This is a genomic window from Streptomyces sp. NBC_00459, assembly GCF_036013955.1.
GTDB lineage: Bacteria > Actinomycetota > Actinomycetes > Streptomycetales > Streptomycetaceae > Streptomyces.
Map to the genome: position 1 here is coordinate 4,980,688 of NZ_CP107903.1, position 16,363 is coordinate 4,997,050.

Below are 16,363 nucleotides of genomic sequence, written 5' to 3' on the forward strand. Positions count from 1 at the left end.
CGGTCAGTCAGTCCACTCCTCCAGCGCGCGCAGCACATCCGCCACCAGGTCGCCCGGGTCCTCGGCGCCGACCGAGAAACGAATGAAACCCTCCGGAACGGCGTCGCCGCCCCACCGGCCGCGCCGTTCGGCCGTGGACCGGACCCCACCGAAGCTGGTGGCGTCATCGACGAGCCGCAGCGCACCGAGAAAACGGTCGGCACGCGCGCGCGTGGGCAGCACGAAGGAAACCACACACCCGTAGCGCCGCATCTGCTGTGAAGCGATCCCGTACGAGGGATCCTCCGGCAGCCCCGGATAACGCAGCCCGGTCACCTCGGGCCGCCCGCGCAGAGCCTCGGCGAGAGCCAGCGCGGTGGCGTCCTGTCGGTCGACACGCAGAGGGAGTGTGGCGATCGACCTGTGTGCGAGCCAGGCCTCCATGGGCCCGGGAATCGCTCCTGCGATCTTGCGCCACCGTCGTACGGCGGCCATCGCGGTGGCGTCCGCACCGGTGACATAGCCGAGCAGTACGTCGCCGTGCCCGGTGAGCTGCTTGGTTCCGCTGGCCACGGAGAAGTCTGCGCCGAGCTCCAGCGGGCGCTGGCCGAGCGGTGTCGCCAGCGTGTTGTCGACGGCCACGAGACAGCCACGCGCGTGTGCCGCCTCGGCGAGCCGTCGTACGTCGCACACGTCAAGGCCGGGGTTCGACGGGGTCTCGATCCACAGCAGCCGCGCGCCGTCGAGAACGTCGAGCTGAGCGTTGCCGCCGGTCGGCGCGGTGCGCACCTCGATGCCGTACGCCTCCAGTTGGGCCCGTACCAGGGGCAGCGCCTGGTAGCCGTCGCCGGGCAGGACGACGGTGTCCCCGGTGCGCAGTTGGGAGAAGAGCACCGATGAGACGGCCGCCATCCCGGAAGCGAAGACGAGCGTCTCGACGCCGTCCTGTTCCGGCGCCTCCAGTTCGCCGATGGCACGCTCCAGCAGCGTCCAGGTCGGGTTCTCGTCGCGGCCGTAGGTGTACGGGCCGGTGGGGGCGCCCGGCAGGTGGTAGTGGGCCGCGAACACCGGGCCGGGGAGGGCCGGCGCGTACTTGACCGGCTCGGGCAGCCCCGCCCGCACCGCGCGTGTCCCGTCGCCCATGCCCGGGTTCGCGGGAACGCCCGAACTCCCGTTCGCAGCCGAATCGGTCATGCCGCCCATCCCTCCACCTCGGTCTGTACCGCGGCGAGCAGGCCCACACTTGCCGCTTCCACCATCTCAAGGCACTCCTCGAAGCCGTCCATACCCCCGTAGTACGGGTCGGGGACGTCCAGATCGGCACCCGCGGCGGGATCGTACGAGCGCAGCAGACGTACCTTCTCCGCGTCCTGCGGAGTGGGCGCCAGACGACGAAGGGCCTTCAGATGGCCTGCGTCGAGGGCGACGACGAGGTCGAGGCGGGCGAACCACGCGGCCCGGAACTGGCGGGCCGCGTGATCGCCGTCGTAACCGGCTGCCTCCAGCACGGAGACCGTGCGCGGGTCGGCGCCGTCGCCCTCGTGCCAGCCACCCGTGCCCGCACTGTCGACCTCGACCAGGCCGGCCAGCCCGGCCTCCTCCACTCGCGTGCGGAAGACGGACTCCGCCATCGGGGAGCGGCAGATGTTGCCGGTGCAGACGAAACAGACGCGGTAGGGCATCGGGTGTCCTCAGTCCTCGTCGGGAAGGACGATGTGCAGCGCCCAGGAGACGATCGAGATGATCAGGCCGCCCAGGACGGCAGTCCAGAAGCCCTCGACGTGGAAGCTCAGGTCGAACTTGTCGGCCAGCCACGAGGTGAGCAGCAGCATCAGGGCGTTGACCACGAGGGTGATCAGGCCGAGCGTGAGGATGAACAGCGGGAAGGTGAGCACCTTCACGAGCGGCTTGACCAGGAAGTTCACCAGGCCGAACAGGAGGGCGACGACGATCAGCGTGCCGATCTTCTTGCCCGTGCTGTCACCGGTCAGGGTGATCTTGTCGAGGACCCACACGGCCACGCCGAGGGCGCCCGCGTTGGCGATCGTCTTGACTACGAAATTCTTCATGTGTCTGATCGTTGCAGAAGAGATCGGTTACGAGCATGGGCGAGGGCGATGAAGGCATTCCGGTTGGATGAACTGGAGGCGGAACGCGCCGCCAACGACGGTGCCTACCTGCAGTTCCTGCGCGAACGGAACATGTCGGTCGGCCTGTACGCACTGGACGCGGGCGAGCAGGACCCACAGCAGCCCCATCGTCAGGACGAGGTGTACTTCGTGGTGAGCGGGCGGGCCGCGATCACGGTGGGCATGGAGACGACCCAGGTGGCACGCGGCAGTGTCGTGTACGTGCCGGCCGGGGTGGCCCACAAGTTCCACCACATCAGCGAGGATCTGCGGGTCATGGTGGTCTTCTCTCCGCCCGAGAGCTGACCTGTTGCCTCAGGGTTCCCTAGGGGATCGATCAGGGGAGGACAAGGGATGCGAGGCCCCCGCCGGGCCCCCTGTCGGCCCTAGCATCGAAGGCGGAACATCGAATGTCCCGGCACGAGCGAAGGGCACAGGCCCCGGCGGATGCGACGGGCCGAGCAGTAAGGAAAAAGGGCGATGCGAGAGATCTTCGCGGGAATGCCGTGGTGGGTGAAGTGGGTCGCGGTGCCGGTCATCGCCCTCGTCGTGTTCGGTGGGCTGATAGCGACCGTCGTCGGGTTCGTCATCGGCCTGCTCTTCAAGGCGCTGGTCTTCGTCGCCCTGGTCGGCGGACTCATCTACGTCGTACGGAAGTTCATGTCGAGCTCGTCGTCGCGCAGCGACTGGTGAGAGCCGTGGGGCGAGGGGGGCACGGGAGCCGGTGGACGGGACGGCGCGGGCGCCGGTAACAGAAATCATCGGTTCCCTCGGGCGGGGGAAGTTTCCCGTACGGGCCGTCTGCACGCGGTGACAGGCGGTTAGAGTCCGGAATTCGACGCGGGGACAACCCTCGCGGACGGCGTACCCCCTCCTCCCGTGCCCTTCCGCACGGGCAGCCCCCTCGCCTTCGAGAGTGACCCTCGCCATGGTCGACACCGCCCCCGTGGAACCACAGGCTCCACCCGTACAGCGACGGCCCGAACAACGGACCTCGCCCTCCCCGAGGACTCGCGGCCGGCCCACCGAGAGACCCCTGTCGGTCCCCGTGCCCGCCCTCGCCCCCGTGCCGCCCGCCGAACCGCACCCCACGGCGACCCTCATCGGTTCCGTGCAACGGGCGATGCGTCTGCTGGAGTCCGTCGCCGCGCACGAACACGGCGCACCGGCCAAACAGCTGGCCCGCGAGACCGGCCTCGCCCTCCCGACTGCCTACCACCTGCTACGGACGCTCGTCTTCGAGGGCTATCTGCGGCGAGAGAAAGGGCTCTTCTTCCTCGGTGAGGCGGCCGAGCGACTGGGCAGCAGCGGTGCAAGGCAGAAACGTCGCAGCACGGTCGTGGACGCACTCGCGCACTGGCGGGACGCCATCGGCGTACCCGTGTACTACGCGGTGTACCGCGACGGCGAGATCGAGGTCATGTGCGTCTCCGACACCCCCGGCAACCCGGCGGTCGAGGAATGGGCGGACTTCCGCGAGACCGGACACGCGCACGCCGTCGGGCAGTGCCTGCTCTCCCAGTTGGACGAACAGTGCCGTCGGGACCATCTCGACCGACACCCCGTACAGGCGGTCACCCCCTACACGGTGCGTGACAGCCACACGTTGCTGCGCCGCCTCGACCGCATGCGGCGAATGGAACTGGTCGTAGAGCGGCAGGAGTACGCGCTGGGGACGGTCTGTGCGGCGGTTCCGATCACGATCGGTTCCACGGCTGCCACATTGGCCATTTCTCTGCCTTCCCATCAGGCCGATCGACTGCTAGTCGCGGCACGGCAGTTGCAAACAGAGGTCGGAAGACTGCTGGGGTCGCTCGCGATCTCTATCAGTATCTGAAAACTCACTCCTTGTGATTCACCGTGTACTTTCAGCAAGATTCGAGCAGTATCAGAGCGATGATTCCAGGCCAGTCCACGGCAAGTGACGGGGTTAGGCGATGCGCGAGTCGGTGCAGGCAGAAGTCATGATGAGCTTTCTTGTCTCGGAGGAGCTCTCCTTCCGCATTCCGGTGGAGCTGCGCTACGAGACCTGTGATCCCTATGCCGTCCGGCTGACCTTCCATCTGCCGGGCGACGCCCCTGTGACCTGGGCCTTCGGGCGCGAGCTGTTGATCGACGGAGTGGGCCGGCCCTGCGGGGACGGGGATGTGCGGATCGCGCCCGCCGACAGCGATGTCCTGGGCGAGGTGCTGATCCGGCTTCAGGTCGGCGGCGACCAGGCGTTGTTCCGCTCAGGTGCGGCGCCGCTCGTGGCCTTCCTCGACCGCACGGACAAGCTCGTGCCGCTGGGGCAGGAGCGTTCCCTCGCGGACTTCGACGCCCACCTCGACGAGGCGCTGGACCGCATTCTGGCGGAGGAACAGAGCGCGGGCTGAGCCCCGGTCCCCGACAGTGCTGTAACGCTTCTCCTTGGCGCGAGGAGAAGCGCTGCAGCCACACTTCGCGCTCAGCGCTGCGTCGGCGCAGACCCGGAGCCGGTGCAGTCTCCGTCAGTGTCAGTGCCTGCGGCGACGGCCCTTCCCCGCGCGGGCCTGGGCCGCCGTTCCCGCTGCCGCAGTACCCGTTCCCGGTCCGGCCACTGCTGCCGCTCCTGCGGTCAGCGGTGCCGTGCCCGGGCGGTCGGCCGAGACCATCAGAGCCGCCAGGAGCGTGGTCACCGGCACGGACGCGACCAGACCGATCGAGCCCACCAGAGTCCGCACGATCTCCTCCGCGACGAGTTCGCTGTTGGCGACGGCCCCGACGCTGCTCTGCGCGATCGAGAAGAGCAGCAGCAGCGGCAACGCGGCGCCCGCGTAGGCGAGCACGAGAGTGTTGACGACGGACGCGATGTGGTCGCGGCCGATGCGGATGCCGGCCCGGTAGAGCCCGCGCCATCCCATCGTCGGATTGGCCTCGTGGAGTTCCCAGACCGCCGATGTCTGCGTCACCGTCACATCGTCCAGGACACCGAGCGAACCGATGATGACGCCTGCCAGCAGCAGGCCACTCATGTCGATGGACGGATACAGGCCATGGATCAGGCCCGTGTTGTCGTCCGTGTTGCCGGTCAGCGCGGCCCAGCCGATGAACAGCGAGCCGAGAATGCCGATCAGCACCAGCGAGATCAGGGTGCCGAGCACCGCAACAGACGTACGGGCCGAGAGGCCGTGGCACATGTAGAGCGCGATCAGCATGATGGCGCTGGCCCCGACCACCGCCACGATCAGCGGATTCGAGCCCTGGAGGACCGCCGGCAGGATGAAGAAGGTCAGGACCATGAAGCTGACGGCCAATGCGACCAGTGCCATCACACCGCGCATGCGGCCTACGGCCACGACGGCGAGCGCGAAGATGCCGGCCAGCAGGGCCATGGGGAACCTGCGGTTCACGTCGGAGACCGAGTACTGCAGGTCCCTCGGTGCGGAGGGCTCGTAGGCGACCACGACCTTCTCGTCCTGGTGCAACTGCCGTGACTGGTCCGGCTGGACGATCTCCGTGAACGTACGGCCCTTGTCGTCACCGGTGTCGACCCGGATCGTCGCCCGCTTGCAGTCGCCGGTCGCCTGCTGCTGTGCCGAGGAGCCCTCGGCGGTTGAGGTGTCGCCGGTCGGGGTCTCCCCGGAGGCGTTGACGGACTTGCAGTCCACCGCGACGACCTTGGTGACCGTGGCCTCCTGGGTCTGCCGGTCGAAGCCGACGCCCGTGCGCTCGTGCGCCGGGGCACCCCCGGGCCACAGCACCGCGAGCCCGACCACGACCGCCACGGCGAAGGGGATCAGAATCGCCCCGATGATCTTCCGCAGATGGATGGAGACAGGGGCCGCCGGGCCATGGCTGTGACTGTGGCCGTGCGAGTGACCTTGGTTGTCATCGGGGCCGTGGGCGTCATCGGGCCCAGGTCCGTGTCCGCCCCCTTGCCCGCCCCCTGGTCCGGGGCCATGCCCGCCACCGCCACCGCCATCGCCACCGCTCCCAGGACCGCCGCGAGACCTCCCACCGGGTCCGTTCCCGTGCCCATGGCCCGCGCCGTGCCCCGGACCGGAGCCGTGATCGTGCCCGCCGCTCGCTCCGAGGCCGGGACCCCGCCCGCCTTCGGATACGGGAATCGGGCCGAACCGGCCGGTCCCGGGCCCCTCGGCACCGAACCCGGGGTCGTGGCCTCCCGGGCCCGTTCGCCCGCCCTGACCTGGCCCCGGCCCATAGTCGCGCTCGACCCTCTGGCCGGGCCCGTATCCGGGACTGTCACTCGGTCCGGTCGCTCCACCGGCGCCTCCCGTTCCGGCTCCGGGCGCACCACCGGGTCGACCGGCTCCACCAGGGCCACCAGGGCCGTCGCCCAGCCGGAACCTGCGCTGCGGGCCGGTGCTGTCGCCGTTTCCGCTGCCCGGCCCGGCACCGCTTCCGCGCGGTGGCTCGGAGGGCGGATATGGGGGTCCTTGCGTCGTGGTCACCGCCCGATCATCGCAAGAACGGCAGGGGCCCTCTGTTCACCTCGCCCAAATTGACGCTAGCGTGGAGGCACCTTTGCACACGCGGGAGCTCGGAGCACCGGGCTGAGAGGGCGCTGACCTCCGTCTTAGCGATGTTTCACGTGGAACATGTGGAACGAGTGATGTTTCACATGAAACATCGGCAGACGGAATCCGCTGCGTCGACCGCTGAACCTGTTACCGGGTAATGCCGGCGTAGGGAGTAGGTCTCATGACCATCAAGGACACACGCACGCCTGCCTCCGACCAGGACGAACAGCCCGCCCAGGGCGAACAGTCCCAGGAGGCCGGGAAGTCCATCGGCTGGCACAAGGGGTATGTCGGCGGCTCACGCCCCGACCTGCGGGTGCCGGTCCGTCAGGTGCACCTCACCAACGGGAAGTCGGTCACCCTGTACGACACGTCGGGCCCGTACACCGATCCGCAGGTCGACACCGATGTTCGCAGGGGGCTGGCACCGCTGCGGGACAACTGGATCATCGCCCGCGGCGACACCGAGGAGTACGCGGGTCGCCCCATCCGCCCGGAGGACGACGGGATCAAGCACACCTCGCCGCGTGGCGGGCTCAGGAACCTCGACGCGGTGTTCCCGGGGAGGCCCCGGCAGCCGCGCCGGAGCAGGAACGGACAGGCGGTGACGCAACTCGCGTACGCCCGCCGCGGGGAGATCACGCCCGAGATGGAGTTCGTCGCCATCCGGGAGAACATCGACCCCGAGGTGGTCCGTGCGGAGATCGCCGCCGGCCGTGCGGTACTGCCCGCGAACGTCAACCACCCGGAGATCGAGCCGATGATCATCGGCAAGCGGTTCCTGGTGAAGGTCAACGCCAACATCGGCAACTCCGCGGTCACTTCCTCCATCGAGGAAGAGGTCGAGAAGATGACCTGGGCGACGCGCTGGGGCGCCGACACGGTCATGGATCTGTCCACCGGCCGCAATATCCACACCACCCGCGAATGGGTGCTGCGCAACTCCCCCGTTCCCATCGGCACGGTGCCGCTCTACCAGGCGTTGGAGAAGGTGGACGGCAGGGCCGAGGAACTGACCTGGGAGATCTACAAGGACACGGTCGTCGAACAGGCAGAGCAGGGCGTGGACTACATGACGGTCCACGCGGGCGTCCGCCTCGCGTACGTACCGCTCACCGCGAACCGCAAGACCGGCATCGTCTCGCGCGGTGGATCGATCATGGCGGCATGGTGCCTGGCGCACCACAAGGAGTCCTTCCTGTACGAGAACTTCGAAGAACTGTGCGAGATTCTCGCCGCGTACGACGTCACCTACTCCCTCGGCGACGGTCTGCGGCCGGGTTCGATCGCGGACGCCAATGACCAGGCACAGTTCGCGGAGTTGAGGACGCTCGGGGAACTCAACACGATCGCGAAGCGTTTCCATGTACAGACGATGATCGAAGGCCCGGGACATGTCCCGATGCACAAGATCAAGGAGAACATCGACCTACAGCAGGAGATCTGCGATGAAGCTCCGTTCTATACGCTCGGCCCGCTGACGACGGACGTCGCGCCGGCGTACGACCACATCACTTCCGGCATCGGTGCCGCGATGATCGCCTGGTGGGGCACGGCCATGCTCTGCTATGTCACACCCAAGGAGCACTTGGGTCTGCCCAACCGTGACGACGTCAAGACCGGCGTAATCACCTACAAGATCGCCGCCCACGCAGCCGACCTCGCCAAGGGGCACCCAGGTGCGCAGGAATGGGATGACGCGCTCTCCGACGCCCGCTTCGAGTTCCGGTGGGAGGACCAGTTCAACCTGGCCCTCGACCCGGACACAGCGCGGGAGTTCCACGACGAGACCTTGCCGGCCGAGCCTGCCAAGACAGCCCACTTCTGCTCGATGTGCGGGCCGAAGTTCTGCTCGATGAAGATTAGCCAAAGCATCACAGAGCGGTTCGGCGGTACGGCGGCTGCGGGGGCGACGGCTGAGGAGGTCGCCGAGGGGATGATGCAGAAGTCGAAGGAGTTCGCGGCGAGCGGGAACAAGGTGTATCTGCCGCTGGCGGACTGAGTAGAGCAGTCACCAGGCGAACCTGCGGCCTGTGGGGAGGCCGTGGGTTCGGGGGATAGATCTGCTACCGGCAGGGAGACAAGGCGACGGCTGCACGGTCAGGATCTACCATCAAGGAGGGGGAGAGGACCCCAGGAGATCTGATGAAGAACCGAGCGATCACCACAGGGATACTGACGGTACTCGGGCTGATCTTGGTCGCACCTGGTAGCGCCCTTGCTCTTCCGCCTACGTCGACTCAAGCATCACCACCGTCGCCCACAGCAACCTACGACCAGCTGACCGCGCGAAAGTGGGCACTGATCGCTAAGAATCCGGATGCACACGTTGGTGAGCGCTACGTCGTATACGGAGTGGTCACCCAGGCTGACGCAGCCACGGGCCCTGAGGTACTCCGGGCCGACGTAGACGGAGTTCGGCACGCAAACGCGTATCAGTACCCGACCAACACCGTTCTCAAGGGAGACGCGTCAGCGTTCGCACAGATAGTGACGGGTGACAGCTTCCGGGCGAAGGTCGAAGTGAGCGGATCAATCACGTACGACACGCAGATCGGCGGGGCGACGACCGCTCCCCAGTTGCAGGTGGATTCCATCAAAGTGATTGGTCCTGCGTCGAGTTGACACGTTCCAAGGGCTTACGGTAATGCCCTTGTCTCTCCGTCTCAAGGGAACCTGTGACTGATGCAGCGGGATGCTCCTGAGCGGCCCAATCCCTGGGACAGTCCATTCCGATCAGGGTCGATACGCAGCACGAATTCGAGTATTCCTGGCTGAGGCTGTCCTCGATGAAGATCTCGCACGACATCCGCCGCGAGCACGGCGGTGCGTCTGGTACGCCGGTGGAGATCGAGCAGGGCATGGCGCAGAAGTCGAAGGAGTTCGCCGCGGCGGGCAACCGGGTCTACCTGCCCATCGCGGACTGACACCGACCCCGAGTGCCGGCTCGTGCCGGCTCATGCCGGTTCGTGATGGTTCGCGTCTCCGAGTGGGAGCGGGTTCCGTTGACGCTCTCAGGGCGTCTCGGAGGCGCGGGCCGTTACGGGTGGGTGAGCAGGACCGTCGAAGGGTTTCGGTGCGAGCGGTAACGGAAGGGACAAGAACCCCCGTTCCTTGATCGTTCTGTCTAACCTCCGTGCCATGGGCGGAATCGACGTGGCCAACGGAGTGGTCGGAGCCGTACTCGGCATGGTGTTCGCAACGCTGTTCCAACAGCCGTTGCAGGACGCCTGGTTCCGGCTGCGGAAGCGGTCGGTCAGTGCGGTGCGCGGGCTGCGGCAGCGGGAGGAGAGCAGTACGGCCTGGCAGACGTTCTCACTCGGGCCGCTGCACACCTCCGCGCTGATCGTCGAAGGAGACGGCGACGTGGCGATCGCCCCCGAGGACGTGCACGTGCATGTGCTCGACCAGGAGATCACGCTCCCCGAGGAGATGGCCGGCTGGCGGGACGAGATCGAGGCGGAGAACGAGCGGTTGAGGGCGGAAGGGCGGACACCGGTGTGGAACGGCCCCCGTTACGCGGTCGAGTCGTTCGACATCTCAAGGACGGCCCTGGCCGAGCATCCGGAGGTCCACATACGCCTGCGGCCCACCGACTACTACACCTTCCTGGCCACTCAGCAGCTCGACCGCCGGTTGCCGGACGGCACGACACCTCGTAGCCGCCATCTCGACCCGGACGATCCACTGGTCGCGCCCGCGTTCCTCCAGTGCAGCTTCGGGGTGAACATCGCCGTGGTGACGGCCGACGACATGCTGGTCGTCAGTCGGCGCAGCAACCGGGTCCGGACGGGCCAGGGGCTGTGGAACTCATCCGTCAACGAAGGGCTGTCACGTCACATCGACTCCTCCGGCCGAAGCGCGCCGGAACTGCACGCGGTGGCCCGCCGAGGTATGCGCGAAGAGCTCTCGCTGGAGTCCCACGAGTACTCCCTCGTGCTGCTGGCCTTCGTCGTCGACGTGGAACGGCGGCAATGGAGCGCCCACTTCCACGCCCGGCTCAAGGACATCACCCGCGAGGGTCTGCAGGCACGGCTGAGCAGAGGCGCGGCCGACCGCTGGGAGCATCAGACGATCGACTACGTGCCGTTCCGTCCGGCCGACGTCGTCCGCTACATGCTGCACGCCGACCGGATCCACCGATGGGCACCGGTAGCCCCGGCCCTGTACCACCTGGCCCTGGTCCATGTGCACGGCCGTACGCCTGTGGAGCGCGCGGAAGCCCAGGTGGTCAGGCGCCTCCAGTAGCCGCCCGCTCCACCTGAGTCCTGGGTCCCCCGTCCGGACCGTCGGTCACTCCGGCGGGTGGTCCGGACCTCCGAAGTCCGGGCTGCTGAAGTCCGGGCTCGTGAAGCTGGGGCGGTGACTCGTCGTCGAGCCGTCATCGGGGCTGCTGAAGCCGGGGCGGTTGTAGCCGAGGTGGGGCATGCGGCCGGTGGTGGGTTCCGGGGACGGTTTGCGGTTCATGGCCGCCGTACCGGGGTCGGCGAGGGCGTCGCGGAGGAACGGCATGATGCCGCGCTCCAGCAGGGCCTCGCGCCAGGCTTCCCTGGCCTGCGCGACCTCCCCGGTCAGTTCGCCGTACCCCCCGGCCTCCTCCGCCTCCGGGCTGTTGCGCAGGGCGGTGAGGAGCAGGCCGACCGCGGCGACGAGTATCGCTGCCGCGGTCACCGCACCGAACACCCATCCGGTCGTGAGCATGGTCTGGGCGAACGCCGGCTCGGGGTCGAGCATCTTGAGGATGTAGCCCACGAGCAGGAAGATCGCCGCGGCCGTGCCCGCGAGGACGGGAGCCAGGACCGCGACGACGGCGACGGCGCCCGCCCCGGCGGTCTCGGCGGCGATCTCGCCCATGCCAGCGGCGAGTCCCATCGAGCCTGTGCCCGGCTCGGTGGAGCCGGATTCGTGGAGGGACGACGGGGTGGACGGCGCCGGGTGGCGCAGTTCGTCGCGGACCTTCACGTAGTGCTGGTATTCGGCCGCCGCGGCCACCGTGATGAGCGCGGTGGCGTTGAGTGCCATGGTGCGCAGTTGTTCGGGGTTCAGCCGTTGACCGACGGCGGCCAGTTCCGGGCGGTGTGGGGCGGAGCGCAGCGCCTCATCGAGGATCCGCTCGTATTCCTGGCGGTCCTCGTTCAGCAGGTGCTGCGGAACGCTGTTCATGTGCATCCCCCGATGCTCCGTAGGGCTTGGGGCTCGGCATGCTGACGAGCCGTCGGGCAGAAACGGAGGGGAGCCTGCTACGGATATGCCGATGGTAGAGCGGCGACGGCGCGCGGTGACAGGGGGTTTGAAGAAATTGCCGTGCGAGTGTCCCCCGGCCGCTGCGGTTCGCAGTCGGAGGACGCCTGCCCGGGAAACGCTCGGATATCCGTCAGAGATCCAGTGGAAGTTCCTGGACCAGCAGTTTTCCGGCCATGGTCACGCCGCCGTCCATCGCGATCGCCAGTCCGTCGGCGTAGACGTGCGGGTGTTCGATGTTCGGACCGGAGTTTTCCTCACCGTCGTCCTCGGTGCCGGCGTCGCCCACCAGATACGGGATGGGGCTGTGGCCGTGAACGATGCGGCTGCCACCGTACGTATCGAGGAGGGAGCGTACGGCTTCGGGACCGCCCTCGTCGCGGAAGGAGAAGCGCTTGGTGAACTTGCGGAACAGATCCCACACCTCGTCCGCGTCGTTGCGCGTGATCGTCTCGCGGACGGTGTCGTTGACCGCCTCGATCGAGTCGCCGTAGTCGAGGTAGGCGGTGGTGTCCGAGTGCACGAGCAGGTGGCCGTCGACCTCCTCGATCGCGTCGAGGCGGGCCATCCACTGGAGGTGGTGGTCCTGAAGCCGGTCCATGTCGGTCTTCTGGCCGCCGTTGAGCAACCAGGCCGCCTGGAAGGTGGCCGTGCCCGCGCCCGAGTTGACGGGGGTGTCCCCGAACCGCTTGGCGCCCAGCAGCAGCAGCTCGTGGTTGCCCATGAGGGCCTTGCAGTAGCCGCCGGCCGCGGCCGCCTCGGCGGACAGCCGCATGACGAGGTCGATGACGCCGATGCCGTCCGGACCGCGGTCGGTGAAGTCGCCGAGGAACCAGAGCCGGGCGGTGCCCGCGGACCAGTTGCCCGCGCTGTCGATCAGGCCCTGTTCCTGAAGGGCGCCCACCAGTTCGTCGATGTAGCCGTGGACGTCGCCGACGACGAAAAGAGGTCCAGGACCGTCGGCGGCCAGGGCTGCGGGATCGACGGTCACCTGAAGCGTGTCACCGCGGTTGATGACGGGCAGGTCGCGTTGGGTCGGCGTGTACCCGTCGGGGTATTCCTCCAGGTCGGAAAGGGTCTGCGCGCCCTCGGCGGGCTCCTGGACCTCGGTGTCGGCCGCTCCGTCGGTGACGTCCCCGGGGGCCGCGCCGTCGGTGTGCGGACCGGCCTCATGGACGTAAGCGGGCACCCGGAAGTCGCGCAACGTCGCCGTCCGCGTCACCTCGGGTCCCTGACCGGCCCCCTGAGTCATCGACCCCTCCACCATCGCGCCGCATCTGCACCGCATCGGACTGCCTGGTCGCAGCGGCCCGCGGTGTCGTGGGCCCATCATAGGAATGCGGATCGCGCCATGTGATGACCCAGGGGTGGTGAATCGGCGAAGGAGCCCAGTTCACCGCGGCTTTCGCCCCGATTCGGAGGGGCTTTCCCGTCCGGGCCCGCCCAGGACCCGCCTGCTTCGTACGTTGCTTCGAACCTCGGAACCTTCAATACCGACGCTTCGTACGATCATGACACCGGCGCCCGTCACCTGTCCGGACGCCGGTGTCCCGCGTTCCTGAGCGGAGCCGGGCTCCCGCTACCCCTGCGGGGCCGACCCCTCGTACGGCCCCGCTCTCCGGGAACCGGCCCCGCACAAGCGCACTCTCCCCGCCCCTCACCACCGCCCCCGGATCACCCTTCCTCGGGCGACCGCGGAGGACTGACCGTCGTACGCGGCGGACGGCGCTGCGAGGACGTCCGCACGATCAGTTCGGTCGGTATCACCTGCTCGACCGGCATGTCCGAGTCGAGGTTCTCGATGGCGTCGATCAGGAGCTGGACCACCGCCGTGCCGATGCGGCGCGGCTTCAGGGAGAGGGTGGTGATCGGCGGCTCCGTGGTGGCGTACACCGTGGACTCGCTGCAGCAGACCAGCAGGAGGTCCTCCGGGACGCGCAGGCCGTAGCGGCGGGCCGCGGCCAGCAGGTCGGTGCCGTTCGGGTCGAAGAGGCCGTAGACGGCGTCCGGGCGGTCCGGGCGGGCCAGCAGCCGATCGGCGGCAACGGCGCCCGCACACGGGTCGTGGGCCGGGTAGGACTCGTACACCGGGTCCTGGCCGACCCGCTCGCACCAGTGCAGGTACGCCGTGGTCGAGAGATGGGTGTAGGTGTCGGTGGACGTCCCCGTCAGCAGGCCGATGCGGCGGGCGCCGGCGTCGGCCAGGTGGTCGAGGATGCCCAGGACCGCCGCTTCGTGGTCGTTGTCGACCCACGCGGTGACCGGGAGCGAGCCGGCCGGGCGGCCGTCGGAGACGACGGGCAGCCCCTGCCGGACGAGTTCGGTGACCACCGGGTCATGGTCGGACGGGTCGATGACGACCGTGCCGTCCAGGGCGACGTTCGACCACACGTCATGGCGCGAGGTCGCGGGGAGGATGACCAGGGCGTAGCCCCGGGCGAGGGCGGCCGAGGTGGCAGCCCTCGCCATCTCCGCGAAGTACGCGAACTCGGTGAAGGTGAAAGGTTCATCCCCGTATGTCGTCACGGTCAGACCGATCAGCCCGGACTTGCCGGTACGGAGGGTTCGGGCCGCGGCCGACGGGCGGTAGCCCAGCCGGTCCGCGACCTCACGGACATGGCGGCGGGTGGCGTCCGGGAGCCGGCCCTTTCCGTTGAGGGCGTCGGAGACGGTCGTGATCGAGACGCCGGCGGCGGCGGCCACGTCTCTGATGCCTGCCCGGCCCGGCCGACTGCCTCTTCGGGTTGTCTCCGCGCGGCTCACCTGGTGCTTCCCTGCTGCTGTCATGGCGAGCCGATAGTAGGGCTCATGCGGTGGGGTAGTGCGGACGCATATGCAGCCGTTGACAGGCACGTTTCTGCATGGTCAAAAGCGATCAACTGCCTTAGAAAAGAAGCCAGTTGAACGATATTACTGCCCTACCTGACTTGTCGGCGCACATAGGCCTGCCAAGTGACCGATGTTTCGAAGAGGTCTCAACTCACCTCTACGGGGGATGCGCGCCACGGCGTGAGCCACCAGCGCGTGCCGAGAAGCGCAATGCGCCCCCCAATTCGTACAACTTTGTACGGCGATACCCCTGATGCCTGTGGGGCAGGTGGTGTGGAAGCGCGGAGCGGGTCGGATGCTCTCGGACACGACCGACCCGTACGCAGTGACGCCGAATCCTCATAAGGTGAGAAGCATTGGTACCCGGGAACCGGCAGCGGGTGGCCGTGCTGAGCCGGTGGTGGTCACGAGGAGGACTGCGGTGAGCGAGACGAGCCCCAAGCTGCGAGCCGAGCTGGAGGGTATCCCCACCTACAAGCCGGGCAGGCCGGCCGCGGCGGGCGGGCCGGTGGCCTACAAGCTGTCCTCGAACGAGAACCCGTACCCGCCGTTGCCCGGCGTGCTGGAGACCGTGACAGCCGCGGCGGGGGCCTTCAACCGGTACCCGGACATGGCCTGCACGGAGCTCATGAGCGAGCTGGCAGAACGTTTCGCCGTGCCGGTCTCCCATATCGCCACCGGCACCGGCTCGGTCGGCGTCGCCCAGCAGTTGATCCAGTCCACCAGCGGGCCCGGCGACGAGGTGATCTACGCCTGGCGGTCCTTCGAGGCCTATCCGATCATCACGCAGATCAGCGGCGCCACGTCGGTCAAGGTCCCGCTGACACCGGGGGACGTGCACGATCTCGACGCGATGGCGGACGCGATCACCGACCGGACCCGGCTGATCTTCGTCTGCAACCCCAACAACCCGACGGGGACGGTCGTACGGCGGGCCGAGCTGGAGCGGTTCCTGGACCGGGTGCCCGCCGACGTGCTGGTGGTGCTGGACGAGGCCTACAAGGAGTTCGTGCGCGACATCGAGGTGCCGGACGGGGTCGTGCTCTACCGCGACCGGCCGAACGTCTGTGTGCTGCGGACCTTCTCCAAGGCGTACGGCCTTGCCGGGCTCCGGGTCGGCTTCGCGATCGCCCACGAGCCGGTGGCGGCCGCGCTGCGCAAGACGGCGGTGCCCTTCGGGGTGAGCCAGCTGGCCCAGGACGCGGCGGTGGCCTCGCTGCGGGCCGAGGACGCGCTGTTGGGCCGGGTGGGTTCGCTGGTCTCGGAGCGCACGCGGGTGGTCGACGGTCTGCGCGGCCAGGGCTGGACGGTGCCCGAGACCCAGGCGAACTTCGTGTGGCTGCGGCTGGGGGAGCGCACGGTGGACTTCGCGGCGGTGTGCGAGCGGGCCGGGGTCGTCGTCCGGCCGTTCCCGGGTGAGGGGGTTCGTGTGACGGTCGGTGAGACCGAGGCGAACGACGTCTTCCTGAAGGCCGCGGAGATGTTCCGCAAGGAGCTCTAGAACAGCTCCTCCAGAACAGCTCGGAGCCTGTCCGGCGGACCATGTGCGGCACGTCACTCATAGCCGGTGACGTGCCGTTTTGCTGTCCTGGCGGCCCTGAATCGCACGCTCCGGGGCGGCCGGAGGCTGTTTGGGCACCCCGCGTCTCCCGTCTCGAACGGGCATGCGCCATAATTGCTTGT

At 68.2% G+C, this 16,363-nt stretch carries 16 protein-coding genes; 9 read left to right on the forward strand and 7 right to left on the reverse strand.

Features of this window, described 5'->3' with window-relative positions; genetic code table 11:
* Positions 1 to 3: 3 nt before the first annotated feature.
* From OHN74_RS21785 to OHN74_RS21795, 3 genes are read right to left on the reverse strand one after another with little or no spacing between them, the layout of a single operon-like run.
* Entirely contained in the window at positions 4 to 1,173 is a 1,170-nt protein-coding gene (locus OHN74_RS21785) for a cystathionine gamma-lyase (protein ID WP_327696237.1), read from the reverse strand.
* Complete coding sequence (locus OHN74_RS21790) at positions 1,170 to 1,661, reverse strand: low molecular weight protein-tyrosine-phosphatase (protein WP_327696238.1); 492 nt, start codon at positions 1,659 to 1,661, stop codon at positions 1,170 to 1,172. Before OHN74_RS21790 ends, OHN74_RS21785 begins: the two co-directional genes overlap by 4 nt.
* Positions 1,662 to 1,670: 9 nt before the next feature.
* Positions 1,671 to 2,048 carry a phage holin family protein gene (locus tag OHN74_RS21795; protein WP_006373800.1) on the reverse strand — a complete coding sequence of 126 codons (378 nt, stop codon included), beginning with the start codon at positions 2,046 to 2,048 and terminating at the stop codon, positions 1,671 to 1,673.
* 48 nt (positions 2,049 to 2,096) lie between these two features.
* On the opposite strand from OHN74_RS21795, the gene OHN74_RS21800 reads away from it, so the two are divergent.
* From OHN74_RS21800 to OHN74_RS21815, 4 genes are all read left to right on the forward strand, one after another.
* On the forward strand, positions 2,097 to 2,414 hold the full coding sequence (locus OHN74_RS21800) for a cupin domain-containing protein (RefSeq protein WP_164408297.1): 318 nt from the start codon (positions 2,097 to 2,099) through the stop codon (positions 2,412 to 2,414).
* A gap of 174 nt (positions 2,415 to 2,588) precedes the next feature.
* Positions 2,589 to 2,801, forward strand: coding sequence for a DUF5326 family protein (locus OHN74_RS21805; protein WP_006373816.1), 213 nt, complete (start codon positions 2,589 to 2,591; stop codon positions 2,799 to 2,801).
* A 235-nt stretch (positions 2,802 to 3,036) separates the two neighbouring features.
* Positions 3,037 to 3,945 carry an IclR family transcriptional regulator gene (locus tag OHN74_RS21810; RefSeq protein WP_327700223.1) on the forward strand — a complete coding sequence of 303 codons (909 nt, stop codon included), beginning with the start codon at positions 3,037 to 3,039 and terminating at the stop codon, positions 3,943 to 3,945.
* 100 nt (positions 3,946 to 4,045) lie between these two features.
* Positions 4,046 to 4,483 (forward strand): SsgA family sporulation/cell division regulator, encoded by a 438-nt coding sequence (locus OHN74_RS21815; protein WP_327696239.1) that lies wholly within the window; start codon positions 4,046 to 4,048, stop codon positions 4,481 to 4,483.
* Between the two features lie 120 nt (positions 4,484 to 4,603).
* On the opposite strand, the gene OHN74_RS21820 is transcribed toward OHN74_RS21815, so the two are convergent.
* On the reverse strand, positions 4,604 to 6,196 hold the full coding sequence (locus OHN74_RS21820) for a YibE/F family protein (protein WP_327700224.1): 1,593 nt from the start codon (positions 6,194 to 6,196) through the stop codon (positions 4,604 to 4,606).
* 595 nt (positions 6,197 to 6,791) lie between these two features.
* Here OHN74_RS21820 and thiC point away from each other — a divergent pair.
* The 4 genes from thiC to OHN74_RS21840 all read left to right on the forward strand — a co-directional run bounded on the left by thiC (position 6,792) and on the right by OHN74_RS21840 (position 10,858).
* The gene (gene thiC, locus OHN74_RS21825) at positions 6,792 to 8,612 is read left to right on the forward strand and encodes a phosphomethylpyrimidine synthase ThiC (RefSeq protein ID WP_327696240.1); all 1,821 of its coding nucleotides are present in this window, start codon (positions 6,792 to 6,794) and stop codon (positions 8,610 to 8,612) included.
* Between the two features lie 143 nt (positions 8,613 to 8,755).
* Entirely contained in the window at positions 8,756 to 9,235 is a 480-nt protein-coding gene (locus OHN74_RS21830; RefSeq protein ID WP_327696241.1) for a hypothetical protein, read from the forward strand.
* A 164-nt stretch (positions 9,236 to 9,399) separates the two neighbouring features.
* A complete protein-coding gene (locus OHN74_RS21835) occupies positions 9,400 to 9,537 on the forward strand; it encodes a hypothetical protein (protein WP_443060425.1) in 138 nt (45 codons plus the stop codon).
* Positions 9,538 to 9,751: 214 nt separating this feature from the next.
* Positions 9,752 to 10,858, forward strand: a complete 1,107-nt coding sequence (locus OHN74_RS21840) for a hypothetical protein (protein ID WP_327696242.1) — start codon at positions 9,752 to 9,754, stop codon at positions 10,856 to 10,858.
* A 45-nt stretch (positions 10,859 to 10,903) separates the two neighbouring features.
* Here OHN74_RS21840 and OHN74_RS21845 read toward each other — a convergent pair whose 3' ends face one another.
* From OHN74_RS21845 to OHN74_RS21855, 3 genes are all read right to left on the reverse strand, one after another.
* Complete coding sequence (locus OHN74_RS21845) at positions 10,904 to 11,779, reverse strand: hypothetical protein (protein ID WP_327696243.1); 876 nt, start codon at positions 11,777 to 11,779, stop codon at positions 10,904 to 10,906.
* A gap of 205 nt (positions 11,780 to 11,984) precedes the next feature.
* Positions 11,985 to 13,118 (reverse strand): metallophosphoesterase, encoded by a 1,134-nt coding sequence (locus tag OHN74_RS21850; protein WP_443060426.1) that lies wholly within the window; start codon positions 13,116 to 13,118, stop codon positions 11,985 to 11,987.
* Between the two features lie 407 nt (positions 13,119 to 13,525).
* Positions 13,526 to 14,638 (reverse strand): LacI family DNA-binding transcriptional regulator, encoded by a 1,113-nt coding sequence (locus OHN74_RS21855; RefSeq protein ID WP_327696245.1) that lies wholly within the window; start codon positions 14,636 to 14,638, stop codon positions 13,526 to 13,528.
* A gap of 463 nt (positions 14,639 to 15,101) precedes the next feature.
* On the opposite strand from OHN74_RS21855, the gene hisC reads away from it, so the two are divergent.
* Positions 15,102 to 16,181 carry a histidinol-phosphate transaminase gene (gene hisC, locus OHN74_RS21860; RefSeq protein WP_327696246.1) on the forward strand — a complete coding sequence of 360 codons (1,080 nt, stop codon included), beginning with the start codon at positions 15,102 to 15,104 and terminating at the stop codon, positions 16,179 to 16,181.
* The last annotated feature ends 182 nt before the right edge of the window (positions 16,182 to 16,363 follow it).